We start from the raw sequence: 22,898 nt of genomic DNA, 5'->3' as shown, positions 1-22,898 counted from the left end.
CATTTTTCGCTTATCTGCCCGTGTGTAATTTATGAATATGATTGAAGTTGTTGCCGCCATCATCGAACGTGATGGCAAAATTTTACTCGCTCAACGCCCCGCCCATAGCGATCAGGCGGGATTATGGGAGTTTGCCGGTGGTAAAGTCGAGCCGGATGAAAGCCAGCGGCAGGCGCTAGTGCGTGAGTTACGCGAAGAATTGGGCATCGAAGCAACTGTGGGTGAGTATGTTGCCAGCCATCAGCGAGAAGTGTCGGGGCGGATTATCCATCTTCATGCCTGGTACGTACCCCACTTCCACGGGACGTTACAGGCACATGAACATCAGGCGCTGGTCTGGTGCTCACCTGAAGAGGCTCTGCAATATCCGCTGGCCCCTGCTGACATTCCACTATTAAAGGCGTTTATGGCTTTACGCGCCGCCAGACCAGCGGATTAGTGCTAAGAGTTTTGTCATCCCGCTGGCATTGCAGCAGTATTCCTTCGGCTTTAATTACCGCCCCTTCAGAATAATTTTTATCCTGATAAACGCAGCACTGAGTACAGGGCTGCGCTGACTGCCCGCCTGAACTGAACACTTCTGGCGGTACGTTCACCTCCACGTCCGGACGATAATGCGGGTTAGCCAGTGCAATTAATGGAAATGCCAATGCTAGGGCGAACAATGCTCGACTCACAGGGAACTCCTTAACGTTTTTGTCTCTGCTACTGATAACGGTAGCCTGGCGGCAAAACTTTAGCGTCTGAGTTATCGCTTATGGTTATGAGATTTCTCCCGTTATTAATTTGCTTTCGTGAGTCATTTTTTTCTTGCTTACCGTCACATTCTTGATGGTATAGTCGAAAACTGCAAAAGCACATGACATAAACAACATAAGCATAATCGTATTAATATATAAGGGTTTTATATCTATGGATCAGACATATTCTCTGGAGTCATTCCTCAACCATGTCCAAAAGCGCGACCCGAATCAAACCGAGTTCGCGCAAGCCGTTCGTGAAGTAATGACCACACTCTGGCCTTTTCTTGAACAAAATCCAAAATATCGCCAAATGTCATTACTGGAGCGCTTGGTTGAGCCGGAGCGCGTGATCCAGTTTCGCGTGGTATGGGTTGACGATCGCAACCAGGTGCAGGTCAACCGTGCATGGCGCGTGCAGTTCAGCTCCGCCATCGGCCCGTACAAAGGTGGTATGCGCTTCCATCCGTCGGTAAACCTCTCCATTCTCAAATTCCTCGGCTTTGAACAAACCTTCAAAAATGCCCTGACAACTCTGCCGATGGGCGGTGGTAAAGGCGGCAGCGATTTCGACCCGAAAGGGAAAAGCGAAGGCGAAGTGATGCGGTTCTGCCAGGCGCTAATGACTGAACTGTATCGCCACCTGGGCGCAGATACCGACGTTCCGGCGGGCGATATCGGCGTTGGTGGTCGTGAAGTCGGCTTTATGGCGGGGATGATGAAAAAGCTCTCCAACAATACCGCCTGCGTCTTCACCGGTAAGGGGCTTTCTTTTGGCGGCAGTCTTATTCGCCCGGAAGCAACCGGCTACGGTCTGGTTTATTTCACAGAAGCAATGCTAAAACGCCACGGTATGGGTTTTGAAGGGATGCGCGTTTCCGTTTCTGGCTCCGGCAACGTCGCTCAGTACGCTATCGAAAAAGCGATGGAATTTGGTGCTCGTGTGATCACTGCGTCAGACTCCAGTGGCACTGTCGTTGATGAAAGCGGATTCACGAAAGAGAAACTGGCGCGTCTTATCGAAATCAAAGCCAGCCGCGATGGTCGTGTGGCAGATTACGCCAAAGAATTTGGTCTGGTCTATCTCGAAGGCCAACAGCCGTGGTCTGTACCAGTTGATATCGCCCTGCCTTGCGCCACCCAGAACGAACTGGATGTAGACGCCGCGCATCAGCTTATCGCCAATGGCGTTAAAGCCGTCGCCGAAGGGGCAAATATGCCGACCACCATCGAAGCGACTGAACTGTTCCAGCAGGCAGGCGTACTGTTTGCACCGGGTAAAGCGGCTAATGCTGGTGGCGTAGCTACATCCGGCCTGGAAATGGCGCAAAACGCTGCGCGCCTGGGCTGGAAAGCCGAGAAAGTTGACGCACGTTTGCATCACATCATGCTGGATATCCACCATGCCTGTGTTGAGCATGGTGGTGAAGGTGAGCAAACCAACTACGTGCAGGGCGCGAACATTGCCGGTTTTGTGAAGGTTGCGGATGCGATGCTGGCGCAGGGGGTGATTTAAGTCATTAGCGCCGTTTCAGGCGTTTATGCCAGATGCGGCGTGAACGCCTTATCTGGCCTACGAAAACTGACTGCATCAGAGCATTACATTATCACTCCACTGCCGCCTCTGCTGATGGCGGGCTTTTTTTCGCTGCTCGCTTACGGGGTGAAGTCTTCTTATTTCCTTCTCCGCCATCTGGAGCCACTATGCCTCGAAACTGCCGCACCGGCGTACGTTTGGCCTGATCAATCAACTGATACAGCGTCCCCACCAACGGTTGCATAAAGTCCTGATAGCGGCACTGCTTTTCGCTGATTTGCGTCAGCACCGATTCCCAGTGCGCGGTCATGTCCGGTCGCGTAGCCATTTCTGGCAGCGAATGGAATAACGCTTTTCCGGCGTCGGTGGAGTGGATATAGCGCCCTTTTTTGGTCAGAAAGCCACGCTTGAACAACAGTTCAATAATCCCGGCACGGGTTGCTTCTGTCCCCAGACCATCGGTGGCACGAAGGATCTTTTTCAGATCTTTGTCCTGCACAAAGCGCGCGATCCCGGTCATCGCCGAAAGCAGTGTTGCATCGGTAAAATGGCGCGGCGGCTGCGTTTGTCGCTCTACCACCTCACCTTTTTCACACAGTAACTCATCGCTTTTCGCCACCACAGGCAGTGGCGTGCCGTCGTTTTCTTCATCGCGCTCTTTGCTGCCTAACAGTGTGCGCCAGCCTGCTTCAGCAAGAAAACGGGCTTTAGCGACAAATTTGCCTTTGGCAATGTCCAGTTCGATAACACACTTGCGGAACACCGCATCTGGGCAGAACTGCATCAAATACTGACGGGCAATCAGGTTATAGACCTTCGCTTCGTTCTCCGTCAGGTTGATCGCAGAACTCCGTGCGGTCGGGATGATGGCGTGGTGCGCATCGACCTTTTTGTCATCCCAGCAGCGGTTGCGTATATCTGGATCTACCACTGGTTGCGGCAACAGATCCGGCGCATGGACGCTGATAGCATTCATCACCGCGTGGCGTCCGGCAAAATGTTCTTCTGGCAAATAGCGACAATCGGAACGCGGATAAGTGATTAACTTGTGCGTTTCGTACAGCTTCTGGCAAATATCAAGCACATTCTGCGCGCTCAGACCAAAGCGTTTAGCCGCTTCAATCTGCAACGCCGAAAGCGAAAACGGCAGCGGTGCGGATTCTGATTCCCGTTTATCGTTATAGCTGGTGACAATAGCCGGTTGGCCGCTGATGCGGTTGACCACATGCTCCGCCAGCGGACGATGTAACAAGCGCCCTTCTTCATCCTGATAAGGTTCACACGCTTCGCTCGGTTGCCAGATAGCGGTAAACCGCTCATCGGCAGGTGTCACGATATGCGCTTTGACTTCAAAGAAGTCTTTCGCCACGAAGTTTTCAATCTCTTCGTCGCGGCGCACTACCAGCCCGAGCACGGGCGTCTGCACGCGGCCCACGGAAAGCACGCCCTGATAACCGGCATTGCGACCGAGAATAGTATACGCACGGGTCATATTGATGCCGTACAGCCAGTCGGCACGCGCTCGCGCCAGCGCAGAAACGCACAGTGGTACAAACTCGCTATTGGAGCGAAGACGATCGATCGCCCGCTCAACCGCCTGCGGGTTCAGGTCGTTTATCAAACAACGCTGTACCTGCTGGCGCTTTTCCGGTGCCAGTTGTAGGTAGTCCAGCACTTCATCCACCAGCAATTGCCCTTCGCGGTCCGGGTCCCCGGCGTGAACGATTTCGCTGGCTTCATGCAGGAAGCGTTTGATGACGTTCAGTTGTTTGGTCACGGAGGGCCGTGGCTGTAATTGCCACTTTTCCGGGACAATGGGGAGATCGGCCAGGTTCCAGCGCGCATAGCGACTGTCGTAGGCGTCTGGCTGCGCCTGCTCAAGCAGGTGACCGATACACCAGGTCACCACCTGGCCATTACCGCACTCGATAAAGCCATCGCCTTTCCGGTGCGGTTTGGGCAGGACATCAGCAATGGCGCGCGCCAGACTCGGTTTTTCGGCAATAAACAACCGCATTGAATTAACGGATCTCAACCATGGCACGACCGCCGCGCGCTGGCACCAGTTCGCCAATCGCCGTCAGTTCAATGCCAAACTCGGCGGCTGTAGCTTTGACCTCATTTTCTGCTTCCGGCATGACCGCCAGCAGCAGACCGCCAGAAGTTTGCGGATCGCACAGCAGATCGCGCACTTCACGCGGCATTTCACCCATCAGATGCCCATAGCTGGCAAAGTTACGTTCGGTGCCGCCAGGCACTGCGCCCAACTTAATGTACTCTTCAACCCCCGGCAGTTTCGGGATCGCTTCATAGTCGACTCGCGCCTGCACACCAGCACCCTGACACATTTCGCTCAAATGCCCCAGCAGACCAAAACCAGTCACGTCAGTCATCGCTTTTACGCCTTCGATGTTGGCAAAGGACGCGCCTGCGATGTTCATCCGGCACATCACTTCCGTCGCTAGTCCCTGATGTTCTGGTTTCAGCAGTGATTTTTTCTCAGCCGTAGTAAGAACGCCAATTCCCAGCGGTTTCGTCAGGAACAGTTTGCATCCGGCTTGTGCAGTACTGTTTTTCTTCACCCGCTCGGTCGGTACGATCCCCGTTACCGCCAGACCAAAAATCGGCTCCGGCGCATCGATGGAGTGACCGCCAGCCAGCGCAATACCCGCCTGACGGCATGCATAGCGTCCACCTTCGGTTACTTCGCGGGCAATTTCAGGGGAAAGTTTGTTAATAGGCCAGCCGAGGATCGCAATCGCCATAATCGGTTTGCCACCCATCGCGAAGATATCGCTGATGGCGTTAGTCGCCGCAATGCGGCCAAAATCGAAAGGATTATCAACGATCGGCATAAAGAAGTCGGTGGTACTGATAACGCTGGTGCCATTGCCCAGATCGTACACCGCCGCATCGTCGCGGGTTTCATTACCCACAAGCAAATTCGGATCAACAAACTTCGCCTGCTCACTGTGCAGGATGGTTTCCAACACTTTTGGGGAAATTTTACAGCCGCAACCTGCACCGTGGCTGTATTGGGTCAAACGAATCGAGTTCTCGCTCATGGACATCTCCTGTCAATGCAATCCGGGTATGGTAACCCTCATTCCATGAAGTGATAAGTGAGAGTGTCTGAATTCCTGCGCCTTTGCTCACAATCCAGACAGTTTCGCGACAATTATCAGAAATAAGTCACAAACGGCGTCGGGTCCGGAACGTTTATCGATGTAGATGCTTTCAACTGCGGCGTACCAAGGTAGAGAAAACCGACAATTTTATCCTGCTCACGGCAACCGAATGCTTCACGCACTACCGGACTTTCAGTTAATGCGCCACTGCGCCAGATGCCGCCAAACCCCTGGGCAACTGCTGCCATTTGCATCGCCATGACCGCACATCCCGCAGACATTTCCTGTTCCCAGCGCGGGACTTTATGATTTTCTTCGCATTTTGCCACCACCGTTATGATGAGCGGTGCGCGGAACGGCGCATTACGCGCTTTGTCGATAGCTTTGTCATCACTACCGGCAGCAATCGCCCCCTGTTCCAATAATGCGCTGAAACGCTCGCGTCCTTCCCCTTCAATCACAAAAAAATGCCACGGTTGCATGGACTTATGGTCCGGCGCACGCATACCCGCACGCAGGATCTTTTGCAGTTGTTCACCCGTTGGCGCGGGTTCAGCCAGGCGGGAGGCGCTACGGCGATTGATCAATAGTTCGAGTGCATCCATTTGATTAACTCCTGTCATGATATTTATTCACAAAATTAACACGAGAGTGGATTTTGTTACAGCACAGTCCGCAATTCCTGCTGACAAGTGCCGGTTGGGTCATTACGATAACCACATCTATTGCGCCTGTGACAGGTGTGACCTTAATTTGGGAGAATACATGCGAACCCTTTGGCGATTTATTGCCGGATTTTTTAAATGGACGTGGCGTCTGCTGAATTTCGTCCGTGAAATGGTACTTAACCTGTTCTTTATTTTTCTCGTACTGGTTGGTGTGGGGATCTGGATGCAGGTCAGTGGTGGTGATTCGAAAGAAACGGCCAGTCGTGGCGCGCTGCTGCTGGACATATCTGGTGTAATCGTCGATAAACCCGACAGTTCTCAGCGGTTTAGTAAGCTAAGCCGCCAGCTCCTTGGTGCCAGTTCCGATCGTCTGCAGGAAAACTCACTGTTTGATATCGTCAACACCATTCGCCAGGCGAAGGATGACCGCAATATCACCGGTATCGTGATGGATCTGAAAAACTTCGCAGGCGGCGACCAGCCGTCTATGCAGTACATCGGCAAAGCCCTGAAAGAGTTTCGTGACAGCGGGAAACCAGTTTATGCCTTAGGCGAGAACTACAGCCAGGGGCAATATTATCTCGCCAGTTTCGCCAACAAAATTTGGCTATCTCCACAAGGCGTGGTGGATCTGCACGGTTTTGCTACCAACGGTCTGTACTACAAATCGTTACTGGATAAGCTGAAAGTTTCCACCCATGTGTTCCGCGTGGGTACGTATAAATCTGCCGTTGAACCGTTTATTCGTGATGATATGTCACCGGCAGCCCGCGAAGCTGACAGCCGCTGGATCGGTGAGCTGTGGCAAAACTATCTGAATACTGTTGCCGCTAACCGGCAGATCCCTGCTCAGCAGGTATTCCCTGGTGCGCAAGGGTTGCTTGAGGGTTTAACCAAAACCGGTGGCGATACCGCGAAATATGCGCTGGAAAACAAGCTGGTCGATGCACTGGCATCAAGTGCCGAAATCGAAAAAGCTCTGACCAAAGAGTTCGGCTGGAGTAAGACTGATAAAAATTATCGCGCCATCAGTTATTACGATTACGCATTGAAAACGCCGGCAGATACCGGTGACAGCATCGGTGTCGTCTTCGCGAATGGCGCAATTATGGATGGCGAGGAAACTCAGGGGAATGTTGGCGGTGATACCACTGCGGCACAAATCCGCGACGCTCGCCTTGACCCGAAAGTGAAAGCGATTGTTCTGCGTGTTAATAGCCCTGGCGGCAGCGTTACCGCCTCTGAAGTGATTCGCGCTGAACTGGCAGCTGCCAGGGCAGCGGGTAAGCCTGTGGTTGTATCGATGGGCGGCATGGCGGCATCTGGTGGTTACTGGATTTCCACGCCAGCTAATTACATTGTGGCTAACCCCAGCACCCTGACCGGTTCTATCGGTATCTTCGGCGTGATCACTACCGTAGAAAATAGTTTGGATTTGATTGGTGTTCATACCGATGGCGTCTCAACTTCACCGCTGGCGGATGTTTCTATCACCAAGGCACTGCCGCTGGAAGCGCAGCAGATGATGCAGTTAAGCATTGAGAATGGCTATAAACGCTTTATCACGCTGGTTGCTGATGCGCGTCATTCGACGCCGGAGCAGATTGATAAAATCGCCCAGGGCCACGTCTGGACCGGTCAGGATGCAAAAGCTAACGGGCTGGTCGATAGTCTCGGAGATTTCGATGATGCGGTTGCCAAAGCAGCAGAGCTGGCAAAAGTGAAACAGTGGCATCTGGAATACTACGTTGATGAACCGACCTTCTTCGACAAAGTGATGGACAATATGTCTGGTTCTGTCCGGGCAATGTTGCCAGATGCGTTCCAGGCCATGTTACCTGCACCGCTGGCCTCGGTAGCCTCTACCGTTAAAAGTGAAAGCGACAAGCTGGCAGCGTTTAACGACCCACAAAACCGCTATGCGTTTTGCCTGACCTGCGCCAACGTGCGTTAAATCCTGCAAAAATGTGGCCGATATGCTGTCGGCCACACTCCTGAATCGGACTGTCTTTCACTCCCTCTCTCCACTACATTCCCTTGCTCATTTAGCATCTGATATGGAGTCATCAGTGAATAAGGCCCCCTCTTTAATTGCCGCTATCGTCCTCGGACTGGGGATTAGCGCCTGTGGTTATTTTGTTGGCGATGGTGTTAAACATTTAAAAACCAATAACCGTTATGTAAATGTGCGTGGGCTTTCTGAAAAAGAAGTTCGCGCAGATACGGCAGAATTAACAATTGCGATTAACTTTAAGGGTAATATTCCCGGCGAACTGTTCCCGAAACTGGAAGACGCGCAGAAAAAAATTGTTGCCGAACTCAATGCTCAGGGGATTAACGAGAAAGAGATAACCCTGGGCCAATGGACAAGCAAGCGAACAGATTCCTTTTATCTGAAAGATGATCCCACAATGCCACGCTATAACGCAGACGGGTCAGTGACGATAAAAACCCATAATGTTGCTGCTGTCGAAAAAGTCGTCGCGAAATTAAACGAACTGCAAGTCGCTACGGAGGGCGCTATCGCTGAGAGCAAAGTCGCCTATCGCTTTAATGGTATTGGCGCACTGCGCGCTGAGATGATTGCCGCCGCCACCAAAGATGCACGCAACGCAGCATTACAATTTGCAACGGACTCAGGTAGCCAGGTGGGGTCAATTAGCGATGCCTCACAAGGCGTGTTCCAGATCTTCGCCAGTGGCAGTGATGAAGATGATCCTACGGCGATTAATAAAACGGTACGCGTAGTCACCACCGTAACCTATGCGTTGCAGGATTAACCACTTTTCTCCGGCGGGACACTAATCCCTCCGTTCTGCCGGACTTTTCTCATATCCACAGAGTATCCAGGTGCGCTCGCTGCCCCTCACGTATATACTTTTGCTCTTTCGATATCATTCATATCAATATCATGCAAAAGAAATCAATTTACGTCGCCTACACGGGCGGGACCATCGGGATGCAGCGTTCCGAGCAGGGTTATATTCCGGTGTCAGGTCATCTACAACGCCAACTGGCGCTGATGCCGGAATTCCATCGCCCGGAGATGCCAGATTTCACCATTCATGAATATACGCCGCTGATGGACTCTTCAGATATGACGCCAGAAGACTGGCAGCATATTGCTGAAGATATTAAAGCGCATTATGACGACTATGATGGTTTTGTCATTCTGCACGGCACCGACACGATGGCGTATACCGCCTCTGCGCTGTCGTTCATGCTCGAGAATCTCGGTAAACCGGTCATTGTGACAGGGTCACAAATCCCGCTGGCTGAGTTACGCTCTGACGGACAAATTAATCTGCTGAATGCGTTGTACGTTGCGGCGAATTATCCTATCAACGAAGTAACTCTCTTTTTTAATAATCGACTTTATCGTGGCAACCGTACCACCAAAGCCCATGCCGATGGTTTTGATGCGTTTGCCTCTCCAAACCTTCCTCCGTTACTGGAAGCAGGTATCCATATTCGTCGTTTGAATACGCCCCCCGCCCCGCACGGTGAAGGGGAATTGATCGTTCATCCAATCACCCCACAACCAATTGGCGTAGTGACGATTTATCCGGGGATTTCTGCTGACGTCGTGCGCAATTTTCTGCGCCAACCGGTGAAAGCATTGATTCTGCGCTCATATGGCGTGGGTAATGCGCCACAAAACAAAGCCTTCCTGCAAGAATTACAAGAAGCCAGCGATCGCGGAATTGTGGTAGTCAACCTGACACAATGTATGTCCGGTAAAGTGAACATGGGGGGTTATGCCACCGGTAACGCCCTCGCCCATGCCGGCGTTATTGGCGGTGCAGATATGACTGTAGAAGCGACGCTAACCAAACTGCATTACCTGCTTAGCCAGGAACTGGATACTGAAACCATTCGCAAGGCCATGAGCCAAAACCTGCGCGGCGAACTGACGCCGGATGATTAAGGAGACTGCAATGCCCCCTCGCGCCCTGTTACTGGTCGATTTACAAAATGATTTCTGTGCTGGTGGCGCGCTCGCCGTGCCGGAAGGTGACAGTACGGTGGATGTCGCTAACCGCCTGATTGACTGGTGCCAGTCGCGCGGTGAAGCGGTTATCGCCAGTCAAGACTGGCACCCGGCGAATCACGGCAGTTTTGCCAGTCAGCACGGTGTAGAGCCTTATACGCCAGGCCAACTCGACGGTTTGCCACAAACCTTCTGGCCAGATCACTGTGTGCGGAACAGTGAAGGCGCACAATTACATCCGTTACTGAACCAAAAAGCGATCGCAGCGGTGTTCCATAAAGGCGAAAATCCTTTAGTTGACAGTTACAGTGCCTTTTTTGATAACGGCCGTCGGCAGAAAACCACGCTCGATGACTGGTTACGCGATCATGAAATCGATGAATTGATCATTATGGGCCTGGCTACTGACTATTGCGTGAAGTTTACCGTGCTGGACGCGTTACAGTTAGGTTATAAGGTTAATGTGATTACCGATGGTTGTCGTGGCGTGAATATCCAGCCACAGGACAGTGCGCACGCGTTTATGGAGATGTCAGCAGCTGGGGCAACGCTATATACGCTGGCAGACTGGGAAGAGACGCAGGAGTAATTTTATGCTGGCCTACAATTCTGTACTGCCATTGTAGGCCAGATAAAACACGTCAGTGGTACATCTGGCAATTGACACCATCAACGAAAGATTTAATTCACCTCAGAAATCTCTTCCAGCGACACCTTCCGCGTTTCGATGCCAAAAATGGAGAGAACCAGCGCGCAGAGCACTAACATCACACCAAGCACAATAAACACCGTGATTGACCCATAATGTGTTAATAATGCCGCAACGCCATAGGGCGTGAAGACTGCGACGATCCGTCCGACGGCATTAACGAAACCCGAACCACGCAAGCGTAAATGCGTTGGCCAAAGTTCCGGTATATAAACCGCCGACGCGAAGCAAACATACATGTACAAAAAGAAGATCATCACCAGGCCATAGATTAAAATCGCCCACTCTGTAGTCTGAATTGAATAGATATAGCCTAACACGGCAATAATAATAAGTAAGGCGGAGCCAAATAATCGACGAGGAAAATAATCAATAATTAATGCCGCAATAAATATACCTACCGGAGCGCCAATCATAATAACAGCAGTCATTAATATTGATTTATCAACATCAATGCCGGAGTTAACAAATATGGTCGGTATCCATACGGTGATGGTATAAAGTGAAATGTTCATTGCAATTAAAACAGTAATCGCGACTAATGTACGTCGTAACATTTCCCCTTTAAACAGCAGCCAGAAAGTACCATTGATTACGTTAGCCTTGCTGTTGCTCTGATTCAAAGTAAGCGGGGGTAAACGAACACTCTTCTCTCTTTCAATTTGCTGCTCTACTTCACGAAGTTGGCTTTCTGCACCTGCGATTTGTCCTTTCCCCGCCAACCATCGAGGCGACTCAATAAAGTATTTACCTGAGAGAAACCAGGCTAACAGTATGCCAATACCACCCAGCAGAAACATTATCCGCCAACTAAAAAAAGCGATAACCACCACGCCTATCGCCGCAGACAGCATGGGCGACCAGTTACCAACAAATGAGAGCCGTGCGGACCATTTTCCACGCACCGTCGCGGGGATAAACTCCGTAAACGAAGCATAGCCAACCATAATCAGCGCCCCCATTCCTGTGCCCATCAGGAAGCGAAAGAAAATGAGCCAGTACATATCAGGGACAAAAGCGGCCCCTGTTGCCGCAATACCGACGATGAGAAGATTTATGCGAAAAGCCCTGCGCCGCCCAAAATAATCACCGATGAACCCACCGGTAAGAGAGCCGATGAAATAACCAAACATTAATGCCGAGGTAAAGGCGGCATTGAGGAAATTATTTGACCATCCATTGCTTACCAGCTTTGCTAAAACAACATTGCCTGAATAACTCAAAAAACCCGTTAATAACAGACTAAAGCTTATAATTCCAAATATACGATAATGAAACCGGGCCAAAGGCAAGCGGTCCAGTCTTGCGCCAATTTGATCATATTGTTCCATTAGGTGCCTCGGATTTGCTAAAAAGGTAGCAATTGCGGCAAATTCACTTGCCGCATCTTTATCATCATTTTATTTTCCAGGCGCAGGAACAAATAATATTGACAACGTGTGCTTAAATTACCATACCAGCTGGATATTATTGTCTTTGCAAAATGCTATCCACTCTGCACCCGGTGATTTATCAGTTATTATGTAATTAATATGACTAAAGTCAGCTAACTGGACAAAAGCTTTGCGATCAAACTTAGAGTGATCAACCAATAACGCAACTTCTGTCGCCTGACGGATCATTGTCTTTTTGATTTCAGCTTCCGCTTCGTTAGAGTCCAGCGCGCCGCTGTTAATATCAAGACCTTTACAACTCATTACCATGATATCGACATGGTAGCGGCTGATGATCTCTTTAGTAATTCTTCCTTGCAGGGAAAGTGTATTTTTGTTTAGTTCCCCCCCCGTTGAAACGACTTTAATTTCTGATTGAGCCAGAACATGAATCGCTTCCGCCGAGTTAGTTAGCAACGTCAGGTCACTACGGTCCTGCAACAATTTGAGCAATTCCATAACGGTACTACTGGAATCGGCTGCCATAGTGGTTTTATTGTCGATAAAGGGTAGTGCCTTGCGTGCAATAAGCTGCTTCTCTTCATAAAACGATGAAGCGCGCTTATAAAAATGGATATTCTCCGTCAACATCGCTGTATTTAAAACAGCACCACCATAGGTTCTGGTCAAAAAGCCTTCATCTTCCAGCTTCTCAAGATCGCGGCGAATGGTTTCTTCGGTTACCTGAAAAATCCCACTCAAATTTGAGACTGTCACCTTTTTATCGTTGGCAACCATTTGCTTAATTGCCTGAATCCTGTCTTTTGCCGCCACGATTACACCCCTGTATCTTTTTACATCACATTAGCGCGATTATCGCATAACCGATGTTTACTTTCAAAATAACCTGTTTGAATCACAGATTTTCATCACTGTTTTCACAGAAACAGAGGTGAATCGTGTTGAGTATTTAACGCTCCAGAGCCTCTGCCATTTCCCTCATCAATGTTGCGTCTGCATCCGATAAGTTGATATTCAGTGCCGCGACATTTTCACGTACCTGTTCCGGCGCAGTAGCCCCACTAAGAATGGAGATTAAATCACTCTGTTTTAATATCCACGCCAGTGCCAGAGTGGGAATTGTGCACTGATAACGAGCACAGAGTGGCTGCCACTGTTCAAGCATATCAATCACTTTCAGCATGTTTTCACGCTGGAACCAGACTTTATTTGCCCGAGCGCCGCCCGGAACGTAATCACGAGTGATGGTACCGGTCAACAATCCCTGCTCTAGCGGGGAATAAACCTGTACCACAATGCCATTATCACGACATAGCGGCAGCAGTTCGCTTTCCATTGCCCGGTCGAGGATACTGTATTTCGCCTGAATAATATCCAGTTCACCATATTGCAGATACTCGCGGATATGGTCAGCATCGACGTTAGCAGCGCCTATAGCGCGAATTTTCCCTTCGGCCTTTAACTCATTGAGCACTGCGACAGTTTCAGCGATCGGCGTAAAAAATGGCGGCACCGACTGCCAGTGCGTCATGTAGATATCGATGTAATCAATACCCAGACGTTGCAAGCTGGCTTCTACCTCTTCGCGGATAGATTCCGGGGAAAGGTTTTTATACAACTGCCGATCGCCAACTTTGTTGAATAAACTCCCTTTTCGTTCCCAGACAATGCCGCATTTGGTTTCTACTACAACCTGTTCACGGGGCAGTTTTTTTAACGCCTGACCGACGATAACTTCACTATTGCCAAAGTTATATCCTGGCGCAGTATCAATCAGGTTAATGCCGCAACGATGGGCTTCAAGAATCGTATCAATACATATTTGTCGATCGAGATCGCCATTCCATGCAGGACCGCCGCCAATGGCCCATGTCCCCAACCCCATTCGCGAAAGCGTTATATCCGTTGTGCCTAAAGGTATCTTTTTCATTTGCCTTCATTATCCTTCGTATTCTTCCAGCAATTGTTCGACCAGCTTTCTGTTTTTTACACCGGTGGTGGCACCGACGCTTAGAACCGAGATAGCCGCCGTTGCATTGGCAAAGCGTGCGCATTCACGCAGATTTTTGTCTTCTAACAGAGCCGCTATAAAGCCAGAAGCAAAGTTATCGCCGGCGCCAATAGTGTCGATGGCGGTTATTCCTGCGACCGCCGGCACCTTCATCGTCATGTCACCACGCTTGATAAAGCAGCCGTCTTTACCCGTTTTAATCACCACCGTTTTTACGCCGCACGCAAGAAAGCAGTCAGCAATTTCATCCAGTGTCTCTTTCCCAGTGAGTAATTTTGCCTCGGCAAAATTAGGAAACAGATAATCGACATAACTCAATGCTTCGCAAATATCATCCAGCGTTTCATTCAACCGCGGTTTGATCATATCGGCACAGATAATCATCTGCCGGGCTTTAGCTTGCGTAAAAATTTCTGTTAGCGCTTTACCATCCAATAGAGGACTGTTGAAAATACTGGCCAGAGATAATAATTTCGCCTGAGAAAACCGCGAAAAATCAACATCGTCAATATTCAATTTCCACAGACTGCCGTTACGGTTTGTGACAAACGTCCGCTCGCCATCCTCCGTCACCAGTCCAACGTTAATAGAGGTATCTATGCTGACGTCCTGCTTCAGGCTTTGAATATCAATATTCTCTTTGCGGCAATGGTCGAGAATAAATTGCCCGGCGGCATCTTTACCAATACGACTCATTAATGCTGTGCGATGGCCCAGACGAGAAATAATTGTTGCTTCATTTATTGCATCACCCCCGGTGGTCATTGCGATTCTTTCAAGAGGATAAGAATCCACATCAAAGATATTTTTACTGACCGGTTGCAATGGAATATCAACAATAGCGGCACCTATACAAATAACGTCGAGATTATCCATATCATTATTCCGCTTTGCCATCAGAACCGAACAGTTTAATTTTTTCCAATGCCCGTTCTTTTACAGCTTTACGTACTTCACGTTCTAAATGCAGGAAAGGCTGATCCTGGTTTTCTTTCACTGCTACCATTGCGGCCTGACAGAGCTCCGTATGAATGTTGATTTTCGCGATACCCAACGAAATTGCAGTTTTAATGTCGGTATCACTGATCCCCGATGCGCCGTGCAAAACCAGCGGAACAGAAACGGCATCGCGTACGCGTTTGACGACCTCAAAGTTCAATTGTGGCTCTGACGTATAAACCCCATGCTGGTTGCCGATGGCGACAGCCAATGAGTCACAGCCCGTACGTTCAACAAATTCAGCCGCCTGGTCAGGATCGGTATAGTGATAGCCCGCCAGCGCTTCTTCATAAACGGTTTCATTACCGACATGCCCTAATTCTGCCTCTACCGGAATACCCAGCGGATGGAAGAAATCAACAGCCTCTTTGGTTAAACGAATATTTTCTTCGAAATCAAATGCGGAAGCATCACGCATTAATGAATTCATACCATGAGTCCAGGCGTTATGAATAATTTCCATACTCCGACCATGATCCCAATGAGTTATTACCGGCACCGTTGCTTTTTTTGCCATTGATACCATCATGTGAGAGAAATCTTCAAATGAGGTGTTCCCGACAAAACCTGTACCAAAAGAAATAATAACCGGTGATTTCGCTTCTTCGGCTGCGTCGATAACGCCCATCAACATTTCTGCATTCCATACGTTAAAATGGGCAATTGCATAATGTTTATTTGTGGCATCGTTTTCCCAATATCTGATATCTGCGAGCATATTCTGTTCTCCCGTATTAATTAATCGCTAATTTTAATAACGCCTTTAATAATGTCGCGTTTGTTGTTAACCGACTCTTCAAATGCCTGTTGTACATCCTGATAATCGTAAATATGTGTCACCATCGATTTCACATCGAATCGCCCTGAGGAAATAGCTTCAATCGTGACCGGATAACGATTGGCATAGCGGAATACTGTCTGGATAGTGACTTCGCGATTGATTTTGAGGAAATTGATTGCCGAATCGCCCGGTACAGTACCAACAATCATAATTTTACCGCCGCGCATTACCAGATAAGGTGCCTGTTTAACGGTGACCGCAGAACCCGCTGTTTCGAAAACAATATCTGCGCCCATTTCTTCGGTAAATTGCTGACAGCGTGCAATAGTGTCTTCTTTTGCGCCGTTAATAACCACTGTCGCGCCGAGCTGTTCCGCCATTGTCAGACGTTTTTCCAGTACATCAACGACGGCAATATCCGTAGCTCCCAGGCATTTGCATGCTTGCAACGTCATCAAACCAATACAACCCGCTCCCAGAATAATTATCTTCTTACCCGGTTTAACATCTGCCAGCATCGCGGCATGCATCCCGACTGCGGCAGGCTCCACCAGCGCCCCTTCCATCGTGTCCATATTGTCGGGCAGTTTGTAAGTAAAGCTCTCCGGATGACACAGATAGTGCGTTAATGCGCCGCGGTAGTTGGGTTGTGTCGCCATAAAATCAACGTCCGGACAGATGTTATATTTGCCTTCCAGACAGTAACGACAGTGACCGCAAGGAACGCCAGGTTCGATATTTACCCGATCCCCCGCTTTAAATTTGCGCACACGGCTTCCCACAGCCACAACCGTCCCGGCGCATTCATGACCCAGGCCAATTTCTTGATTTGGGTCTTTAGGCGGAATAAACGGGCCTGATTCAAAACCATGTACATCTGAACCACAAATACCGACATATTCTACTTTAATCAAAACTTCATCTTCTTTAGGCACAGGTATTTCTGCTGAAATAATTTTCATTGTGCCCGGCACCTGCAATATTGCTTTTGAATTTTTCATTTTGAATCCACCAGTATTATTTATTGACTACTGCATCAATACTTAAACTTTCAACGGAGACACCTTTGGTTTCTATTCCAATGGTGGCGATAGCAATTGCGACAATAATTGAAACCGCCCCCAGAAGAATAAAGACTCCCGTTACGCCATAACTACTGAGCAGCACTGCAACGGCATAAGGTGCGGCAATACCACTGATTCGCCCTACTGCATTCGCCAGACCGGAGCCACGTAATTTGGCCTCTGTCGGCCAGATCTCAGGGACATACACTGCCGAGGCATAGCAAACGTACATATAGACGAAAGTAATCAGGAAGAAACCAATCAGCGTTATGAGCAACATACTGGTTTGCAGTGAATAGATATATCCGAGCACCGCAATCAGGATTAATAGCCCCACACCCATTGTTTTACGCGGAATTTTATCCATCACCAGCATGGCAATAAAAATACCAAATGGCGCGCCAAACATACTCATGGTATTTAAAACAATCGAGTCTTTTAAATTAATCCCCTGGGTCATGAATATCGTTGGCAACCAGTTTATTAGTGTGTACTGCACAACGTTCATGGCAATCAGCACACAAGAACCTAATATCACGCGTTTCAGTAATACTCCTGTCAGTAAGGCTGAATACGGCACCGCTTGTGGCGCTTTACCGTCATCAGCAATAACCACGGGCGGCAAAGGTTTACCCGTCTGGCGTATGACGCCTTCTTCTATACTCCGCATGACTTTCTCGGCTTCCTGATACCGTCCGCGCGATTCCAGCCAGCGCGGGGATTCAGGAAAGTAGCGCCAGGCCAGCGCCGTAGCGATAAGCGACAATATTGCAGGGATAAGCAGTTGTACTCGCCAGTTCCACTCTGCACTAATCAGCGGCGTGAGTCCCATCGCAATCAATGAACAGAGCGGATATGACCAGTTGCCAATAAAGGAAACCCGACTGGACCATGTTCCGCGATTTCTACCGGGCATATATTCGGTGAAACCAGCAAACAGCGTCACCAGTAAAGCTCCCAGCCCAACGCCCATCACAAAACGGCAGGCAATAAGGAAATCCATATTCGGTGAAAAAGCACCGACAACCATCGAGGCAATATGAATGGCCTCATAGAGGATGAACGCATTTCTGCGACCGGTTTTGTCACCGATGATGCCGCCAACCAGCGCACCGAGAAACATTCCGGCGGTCGTGATTGCTGAGAATGTGGCAGTGGTGGAATTATCTGTCCAGCCCAACTCTTTCAGCTGCGCGAGGATCAAGCCACCAACGGCATTACTCCAGCAGACAAGCAAGCCAAACGCGACGATGGCAAACATTGACGAATGCCAGCGGCAATCCGGTAAGCGATCCAGGCGTGCACCACAATGCGGTTTTGTTATCTGTTCCATGCGATAACGTTCCTTCAGGAGAGTAGTTATTCATCAAAGTCGTAAGTCATGATCACTTTGATTGCAGTTTTATCGACCATCGCATCAAACCCTTCGCGCCATTGCGACAGGCCGATACGATGCGTGATCATCGGTTTGACTTTGATAGCGCCGCTGGCTAATAGCCTGATAGCGTTACGCCATGAGGTGGAGTCATAGGCCATATGCCCAATGATGCTTTTGTTCCAGGCGGTAATGTCATTAATCGAGAAATCAAGAGGTTTGAAGCCCATGCCAACGCGTACCACTTCCCCATTCGGGCGGAGCATTTCGATGGCTTGTTTCAATGCGATATTGGCACCGGAGCATTCAATCACCAGTCCCAGATTGTCTTTGCCACAAATTTGCTGGCAGCGCGCCACCACATCTTCGGTAGAACCATTTACTACAGCCGTCGCACCCAGTTCTTTTGCAACCGGGAAGCGGACCGCCACATCTTCTTGTAGACCAACGACGACGATATTTACCGCCCCCATAATCCGCGCCATTTGTACGGAGAACAGCCCGAGTGGGCCAGTGCCGATGACGACTACATCCTGACCAGGGAGGAATTTCGATTGCTGCGCGATGGATTTGTAGGCATTGCAGATAGGGTCAAGTACGGCTGCGTCCTCATAATCAACACCATCAGGGATTTCCCACAACGCATGACGATGAATTTTGAGAATTTCACCAGGAACCAGACAATATTTGGAAAAACCACCGCCCCACGTATTGTTATCCAGACCAAGGTTTACTTTTTCTGTACAACACAGAAAATCACCTTGTTCACAGGCCGGACAAACGCCGCAAACGTGACCGCTGTTATCCGACACGACGCGTTGCCCCACTTTCCAGTCTTTGACTTTTTCACCAACCTGCGCAATACAACCTGCGAACTCATGGCCGCGGATAGAGTTAAACTCATCAGAACCGCTATCGACATTGTAGTGCTTCATGTCTGCGCCGCAGATTGCCGCAGCTTTAATTTCAATCACCACATCTTCCGGGCCACAAATGGGTTGTGGGACATCGATCATCTTGTAGCCGCCAAAGGCTTTGCCAAACCGAGCCAGTGCTTTCATTGCGTCATCCTCTGTGTTTTGTTTTGCTTAGATGGCCATCATACTTACCCACATGATTTTTGAGGTCAACATTAAATCTTTAAAACACAGATAATAATCTGCGTTTTACAAGTCAGATCACAATTACGCAGAAAATGGCTGGGTCTGTTACAGGGTGATGGAAGGTGGAACGCAAAATGAGCAAATTTGAGAGGGATTACCGGCCAAATAGGTCTGAGACTTAAGTTCAGGAGAAGTCATTCAGGCGTGAACGCGACTGCAAGAGACCGGGCTGGGACTTAGCCAGGTCGGGGCGAGATAATTGAGATGAGTCGTGGGGTTATTGTTGGCTATCCCCTTTATAACCGCGGCAAAAAGGGGACAAACCACTTACTTAAACATGGCAATAGGCTTTGCTGAGATACCAAAATCTTCTTTTAACTGTTGTTTGCTCTTCATAACCATCTGACCATTTGTGTCAATTGTCATATGCTGAGCTTCGGTATTATGGCGGGCTTGCCAAAGCATCACCAATTGCAGGCAGTTCTCTTTTTGTTCCTCGGTCAGCGCAACACCATCGGGCCATTTTCCCAGTTCAACAGCAGTCGACAAACGCTGGTATACCTCAGGCGTCATGCTGTTGATAATGTCATCAAGATTCATAATTTTTCCGCTCCTGTGGAATAAGTTGCTGAATCGTTTTTTCAACCGTTGATTTCTTCGCCGTTTTCGCCATCGGTAAAGCGTAAAGAGGCTGAGTTAACACAATAACGTTCACCCGTTGGCTGTGGCCCGTCGGGGAAGACATGCCCCAGATGGGCATCACAGTTACCGCAACGAATTTCTATGCGCTGCATTCCATGTGACAAGTCTTTGATATAACGAATGGATTCTTCACTCACCGGTTCGTAGAAACTGGGCCAGCCACAGCCGGAATCATACTTGGTTTGGGAATGAAACAGCGGGGCATCGCAGATCAAACAGTGATATACGCCGTCACGCTTGTTATGCAGTAAACGACCCGTAAATGGCGGCTCTGTCCCATGATTCTGCGTCACGTAGAACTGCATCTCGGACAAATTTTTTTTCAGTTCTTCTGCCGAAGGTTTATTAGCCATTTGCTCACATCTCACTTTAATCGTGCTCACATTACGTGACTGATTCTAACAAAACATTAACACCAACTGGCAAAATTTTGTCCTAAACTTGATCTCGACGAAATGGCTGCACCTAAATCGTGATGAAAATCACATTTTTATCGTAATTGCCCTTTAAAATTCGGGGCGCCGACCCCATGTGGTCTCAAGCCCAAAGGAAGAGTGAGGCGAGTCAGTCGCATAATGCTTAGGCACAGGATTGATTTGTCGCAATGATTGACACGATTCCGCTTGACGCTGCGTAAGGTTTTTGTAATTTTACAGGCAACCTTTTATTCACTAACAAATAGCTGGTGGAATATATGACTATCAAAGTAGGTATCAACGGTTTTGGCCGTATCGGTCGCATTGTTTTCCGTGCTGCTCAGAAACGTTCTGACATCGAGATCGTTGCAATCAACGACCTGTTAGACGCTGATTACATGGCATACATGCTGAAATATGACTCCACTCACGGCCGTTTCGACGGTACCGTTGAAGTGAAAGACGGTCATCTGATCGTTAACGGTAAAAAAATCCGTGTTACCGCTGAACGTGATCCGGCTAACCTGAAATGGGACGAAGTTGGTGTTGACGTTGTCGCTGAAGCAACTGGTCTGTTCCTGACTGACGAAACTGCTCGTAAACACATCACCGCTGGTGCGAAAAAAGTGGTTATGACTGGTCCGTCTAAAGACAACACTCCGATGTTCGTTAAAGGCGCTAACTTCGACAAATATGCTGGTCAGGACATCGTTTCTAACGCTTCCTGCACCACCAACTGCCTGGCTCCGCTGGCTAAAGTTATCAACGATAACTTCGGCATCATCGAAGGTCTGATGACCACCGTTCACGCTACTACCGCTACTCAGAAAACCGTTGACGGCCCGTCTCACAAAGACTGGCGCGGCGGCCGTGGTGCTTCCCAGAACATCATCCCGTCCTCTACCGGTGCTGCTAAAGCTGTAGGTAAAGTACTGCCAGAACTGAATGGCAAACTGACTGGTATGGCGTTCCGCGTTCCGACCCCGAACGTATCCGTAGTTGACCTGACCGTTCGTCTGGAAAAAGCTGCAACTTACGAGCAGATCAAAGCTGCCGTTAAAGCTGCTGCTGAAGGCGAAATGAAAGGCGTTCTGGGCTACACCGAAGATGACGTAGTATCTACCGATTTCAACGGCGAAGTTTGCACTTCCGTGTTCGATGCTAAAGCGGGTATCGCTCTGAACGACAACTTCGTGAAACTGGTATCCTGGTACGACAACGAAACCGGTTACTCCAACAAAGTTCTGGACCTGATCGCTCACATCTCCAAATAAGTTGAGATGACTCTGTGATCTAAAAAGAGCGACTTCGGTCGCTCTTTTTTTTACCTGATAAAATGAAGTTAAAGGACTGCGTCATGATTAAGAAAATTTTTGCCCTTCCGGTCATCGAACAAATCTCCCCTGTCCTCTCCCGTCGTAAACTGGATGAACTGGACCTCATTGTGGTCGATCATCCCCAGGTAAAAGCCTCTTTTGCATTACAGGGCGCACACCTTCTCTCGTGGAAACCTGCGGGTGAAGAAGAAGTTCTGTGGTTGAGTAACAACACACCGTTCAAAAATGGCGTCGCCATTCGCGGTGGCATACCGGTTTGCTGGCCGTGGTTTGGTCCGGCTGTACAACAAGGTCTGCCTGCGCACGGTTTTGCCCGCAACCTGCCGTGGACGCTGAAATCACATCGTGAAGATGCTGATGGTGTAGCGCTGACTTTTGAATTGACACAAAGCGAAGAGACGAAAAAATTCTGGCCGCACGACTTTACGCTGTTAGCGCATTTCCGCGTAGGTAAAGCCTGTGAAATCGATCTTGAAGCACACGGCGAATTTGAAACTACCTCTGCTCTGCATACCTACTTTAACGTGGGTGATATCGCTAAGGTAAGCGTCAGTGGACTAGGCGATCGCTTCATTGATAAAGTAAATGACGCGAAAGAAGATGTACTGACCGACGGTATTCAGACCTTCCCTGACCGTACCGATCGCGTGTATCTGAATCCGCAAGATTGCAGCGTAATTAATGACGAAGCGCTGAATCGTATTATCGCCGTAGGCCACCAGCATCATCTGAACGTTGTAGGCTGGAACCCAGGACCGGCGCTTTCAGTTAGCATGGGCGATATGCCGGATGATGGCTACAAGACCTTTGTTTGTGTAGAAACGGCATACGCTTCAGAAACGCAAAAAGTCACCAAAGAGAAACCTGCACATCTGGCGCAATCCATTCGCGTTGCGAAACGTTAATTTGCGTTAATATTGTGTGCCGGGTGCGATGCATCCGG

At 49.2% G+C, this 22,898-nt stretch carries 22 protein-coding genes; 8 read left to right on the top strand and 14 right to left on the bottom strand.

Annotated elements, in window-relative coordinates; all coding sequences use genetic code 11:
* The first annotated feature begins 31 nt into the window (after window positions 1-31).
* On the top strand, window positions 32-439 hold the full coding sequence (nudG, locus tag AABJ99_RS10985; RefSeq protein ID WP_039020745.1) for a CTP pyrophosphohydrolase: 408 nt from the start codon (window positions 32-34) through the stop codon (window positions 437-439).
* Here nudG and ynjH read toward each other — a convergent pair.
* The gene (gene ynjH / locus AABJ99_RS10980) at window positions 405-677 is read right to left on the bottom strand and encodes a YnjH family protein (protein WP_039020744.1); all 273 of its coding nucleotides are present in this window, start codon (window positions 675-677) and stop codon (window positions 405-407) included. The two genes, nudG and ynjH, sit on opposite strands and share 35 nt — an antisense overlap.
* Before the next feature lie 235 nt (window positions 678-912).
* Here ynjH and gdhA point away from each other — a divergent pair, with 235 nt between their 5' ends.
* Window positions 913-2,256, top strand: a complete 1,344-nt coding sequence (gdhA, locus tag AABJ99_RS10975; RefSeq protein ID WP_000373043.1) for an NADP-specific glutamate dehydrogenase — start codon at window positions 913-915, stop codon at window positions 2,254-2,256.
* Between the two features lie 91 nt (window positions 2,257-2,347).
* On the opposite strand, the gene topB is transcribed toward gdhA, so the two are convergent.
* The 3 genes from topB to ydjA form a co-directional block, all read right to left on the bottom strand.
* A complete protein-coding gene (gene topB / locus AABJ99_RS10970) occupies window positions 2,348-4,294 on the bottom strand; it encodes a DNA topoisomerase III (protein WP_039020743.1) in 1,947 nt (648 codons plus the stop codon).
* A gap of 4 nt (window positions 4,295-4,298) precedes the next feature.
* The gene (selD, locus tag AABJ99_RS10965; RefSeq protein WP_001295485.1) at window positions 4,299-5,342 is read right to left on the bottom strand and encodes a selenide, water dikinase SelD; all 1,044 of its coding nucleotides are present in this window, start codon (window positions 5,340-5,342) and stop codon (window positions 4,299-4,301) included.
* Window positions 5,343-5,458: 116 nt separating this feature from the next.
* Window positions 5,459-6,010 (bottom strand): NAD(P)H nitroreductase, encoded by a 552-nt coding sequence (ydjA, locus tag AABJ99_RS10960; protein ID WP_039020742.1) that lies wholly within the window; start codon window positions 6,008-6,010, stop codon window positions 5,459-5,461.
* 160 nt (window positions 6,011-6,170) lie between these two features.
* Here ydjA and sppA point away from each other — a divergent pair, with 160 nt between their 5' ends.
* From sppA to pncA, 4 genes are all read left to right on the top strand, one after another.
* Window positions 6,171-8,027: a signal peptide peptidase SppA gene (gene sppA / locus AABJ99_RS10955; RefSeq protein ID WP_039020741.1), complete on the top strand. Its 1,857-nt coding sequence runs from the start codon at window positions 6,171-6,173 to the stop codon at window positions 8,025-8,027.
* Between the two features lie 115 nt (window positions 8,028-8,142).
* Window positions 8,143-8,853 (top strand): SIMPL domain-containing protein, encoded by a 711-nt coding sequence (locus AABJ99_RS10950; RefSeq protein ID WP_001030438.1) that lies wholly within the window; start codon window positions 8,143-8,145, stop codon window positions 8,851-8,853.
* 131 nt (window positions 8,854-8,984) lie between these two features.
* Entirely contained in the window at window positions 8,985-10,001 is a 1,017-nt protein-coding gene (ansA, locus tag AABJ99_RS10945) for an asparaginase (protein WP_001170162.1), read from the top strand.
* A gap of 10 nt (window positions 10,002-10,011) precedes the next feature.
* Window positions 10,012-10,653, top strand: coding sequence for a bifunctional nicotinamidase/pyrazinamidase (gene pncA / locus AABJ99_RS10940; protein ID WP_039020740.1), 642 nt, complete (start codon window positions 10,012-10,014; stop codon window positions 10,651-10,653).
* A gap of 92 nt (window positions 10,654-10,745) precedes the next feature.
* Here pncA and ydjE read toward each other — a convergent pair whose 3' ends face one another.
* The 10 genes from ydjE to msrB all read right to left on the bottom strand — a co-directional run bounded on the left by ydjE (window position 10,746) and on the right by msrB (window position 20,555).
* The gene (ydjE, locus tag AABJ99_RS10935; RefSeq protein WP_338387556.1) at window positions 10,746-12,104 is read right to left on the bottom strand and encodes an MFS transporter; all 1,359 of its coding nucleotides are present in this window, start codon (window positions 12,102-12,104) and stop codon (window positions 10,746-10,748) included.
* 117 nt (window positions 12,105-12,221) lie between these two features.
* Window positions 12,222-12,980 (bottom strand): DeoR/GlpR family DNA-binding transcription regulator, encoded by a 759-nt coding sequence (gene ydjF / locus AABJ99_RS10930; RefSeq protein ID WP_000719088.1) that lies wholly within the window; start codon window positions 12,978-12,980, stop codon window positions 12,222-12,224.
* Window positions 12,981-13,116: 136 nt separating this feature from the next.
* A complete protein-coding gene (gene ydjG, locus AABJ99_RS10925) occupies window positions 13,117-14,097 on the bottom strand; it encodes an NADH-dependent methylglyoxal reductase (RefSeq protein ID WP_000723727.1) in 981 nt (326 codons plus the stop codon).
* A 9-nt stretch (window positions 14,098-14,106) separates the two neighbouring features.
* The gene (gene ydjH, locus AABJ99_RS10920; protein WP_001354718.1) at window positions 14,107-15,054 is read right to left on the bottom strand and encodes a sugar kinase; all 948 of its coding nucleotides are present in this window, start codon (window positions 15,052-15,054) and stop codon (window positions 14,107-14,109) included.
* Window positions 15,055-15,058: 4 nt separating this feature from the next.
* Entirely contained in the window at window positions 15,059-15,895 is an 837-nt protein-coding gene (gene ydjI / locus AABJ99_RS10915; RefSeq protein WP_000878883.1) for a ketose-bisphosphate aldolase, read from the bottom strand.
* 20 nt (window positions 15,896-15,915) lie between these two features.
* The gene (gene ydjJ, locus AABJ99_RS10910) at window positions 15,916-16,959 is read right to left on the bottom strand and encodes an NAD(P)-dependent alcohol dehydrogenase (protein ID WP_000798095.1); all 1,044 of its coding nucleotides are present in this window, start codon (window positions 16,957-16,959) and stop codon (window positions 15,916-15,918) included.
* A gap of 16 nt (window positions 16,960-16,975) precedes the next feature.
* Window positions 16,976-18,355, bottom strand: coding sequence for an MFS transporter (ydjK, locus tag AABJ99_RS10905; RefSeq protein ID WP_000435312.1), 1,380 nt, complete (start codon window positions 18,353-18,355; stop codon window positions 16,976-16,978).
* Between the two features lie 26 nt (window positions 18,356-18,381).
* Window positions 18,382-19,458 (bottom strand): zinc-binding dehydrogenase, encoded by a 1,077-nt coding sequence (gene ydjL / locus AABJ99_RS10900; RefSeq protein ID WP_000645203.1) that lies wholly within the window; start codon window positions 19,456-19,458, stop codon window positions 18,382-18,384.
* A 369-nt stretch (window positions 19,459-19,827) separates the two neighbouring features.
* Window positions 19,828-20,100 carry a YeaC family protein gene (yeaC, locus tag AABJ99_RS10895; protein ID WP_001046790.1) on the bottom strand — a complete coding sequence of 91 codons (273 nt, stop codon included), beginning with the start codon at window positions 20,098-20,100 and terminating at the stop codon, window positions 19,828-19,830.
* A gap of 41 nt (window positions 20,101-20,141) precedes the next feature.
* On the bottom strand, window positions 20,142-20,555 hold the full coding sequence (msrB, locus tag AABJ99_RS10890) for a peptide-methionine (R)-S-oxide reductase MsrB (RefSeq protein WP_001284618.1): 414 nt from the start codon (window positions 20,553-20,555) through the stop codon (window positions 20,142-20,144).
* Between the two features lie 341 nt (window positions 20,556-20,896).
* On the opposite strand from msrB, the gene gapA reads away from it, so the two are divergent.
* On the top strand, window positions 20,897-21,892 hold the full coding sequence (gapA, locus tag AABJ99_RS10885; protein WP_000153502.1) for a glyceraldehyde-3-phosphate dehydrogenase: 996 nt from the start codon (window positions 20,897-20,899) through the stop codon (window positions 21,890-21,892).
* An 83-nt stretch (window positions 21,893-21,975) separates the two neighbouring features.
* Window positions 21,976-22,860, top strand: a complete 885-nt coding sequence (yeaD, locus tag AABJ99_RS10880) for a D-hexose-6-phosphate mutarotase (protein WP_039020739.1) — start codon at window positions 21,976-21,978, stop codon at window positions 22,858-22,860.
* Window positions 22,861-22,898 lie beyond the last annotated feature (38 nt).

It is taken from the genome of Escherichia coli, from assembly GCF_036503815.1.
Lineage (GTDB): Bacteria > Pseudomonadota > Gammaproteobacteria > Enterobacterales > Enterobacteriaceae > Escherichia > Escherichia coli_F.
Note: the sequence above shows the minus strand (reverse complement) of the source record. Positions and strands in the feature narration are given on the sequence as shown.

Bases quoted from the DNA above. Each gene is read 5' to 3' on its own strand.
- nudG (WP_039020745.1), top strand. From the start codon at position 32: ATGAATATGATTGAAGTTGTTGCCGCCATCATCGAACGTGATGGCAAA.
- gdhA (WP_000373043.1), top strand. From the start codon at position 913: ATGGATCAGACATATTCTCTGGAGTCATTCCTCAACCATGTCCAAAAG.
- topB (WP_039020743.1), bottom strand. From the start codon at position 4,294: ATGCGGTTGTTTATTGCCGAAAAACCGAGTCTGGCGCGCGCCATTGCT.
- selD (WP_001295485.1), bottom strand. From the start codon at position 5,342: ATGAGCGAGAACTCGATTCGTTTGACCCAATACAGCCACGGTGCAGGT.
- ydjA (WP_039020742.1), bottom strand. From the start codon at position 6,010: ATGGATGCACTCGAACTATTGATCAATCGCCGTAGCGCCTCCCGCCTG.
- sppA (WP_039020741.1), top strand. From the start codon at position 6,171: ATGCGAACCCTTTGGCGATTTATTGCCGGATTTTTTAAATGGACGTGG.
- ansA (WP_001170162.1), top strand. From the start codon at position 8,985: ATGCAAAAGAAATCAATTTACGTCGCCTACACGGGCGGGACCATCGGG.
- pncA (WP_039020740.1), top strand. From the start codon at position 10,012: ATGCCCCCTCGCGCCCTGTTACTGGTCGATTTACAAAATGATTTCTGT.
- ydjE (WP_338387556.1), bottom strand. From the start codon at position 12,104: ATGGAACAATATGATCAAATTGGCGCAAGACTGGACCGCTTGCCTTTG.
- ydjG (WP_000723727.1), bottom strand. From the start codon at position 14,097: ATGAAAAAGATACCTTTAGGCACAACGGATATAACGCTTTCGCGAATG.
- ydjH (WP_001354718.1), bottom strand. From the start codon at position 15,054: ATGGATAATCTCGACGTTATTTGTATAGGTGCCGCTATTGTTGATATT.
- ydjI (WP_000878883.1), bottom strand. From the start codon at position 15,895: ATGCTCGCAGATATCAGATATTGGGAAAACGATGCCACAAATAAACAT.
- ydjJ (WP_000798095.1), bottom strand. From the start codon at position 16,959: ATGAAAAATTCAAAAGCAATATTGCAGGTGCCGGGCACAATGAAAATT.
- ydjK (WP_000435312.1), bottom strand. From the start codon at position 18,355: ATGGAACAGATAACAAAACCGCATTGTGGTGCACGCCTGGATCGCTTA.
- ydjL (WP_000645203.1), bottom strand. From the start codon at position 19,458: ATGAAAGCACTGGCTCGGTTTGGCAAAGCCTTTGGCGGCTACAAGATG.
- yeaC (WP_001046790.1), bottom strand. From the start codon at position 20,100: ATGAATCTTGATGACATTATCAACAGCATGACGCCTGAGGTATACCAG.
- msrB (WP_001284618.1), bottom strand. From the start codon at position 20,555: ATGGCTAATAAACCTTCGGCAGAAGAACTGAAAAAAAATTTGTCCGAG.
- gapA (WP_000153502.1), top strand. From the start codon at position 20,897: ATGACTATCAAAGTAGGTATCAACGGTTTTGGCCGTATCGGTCGCATT.
- yeaD (WP_039020739.1), top strand. From the start codon at position 21,976: ATGATTAAGAAAATTTTTGCCCTTCCGGTCATCGAACAAATCTCCCCT.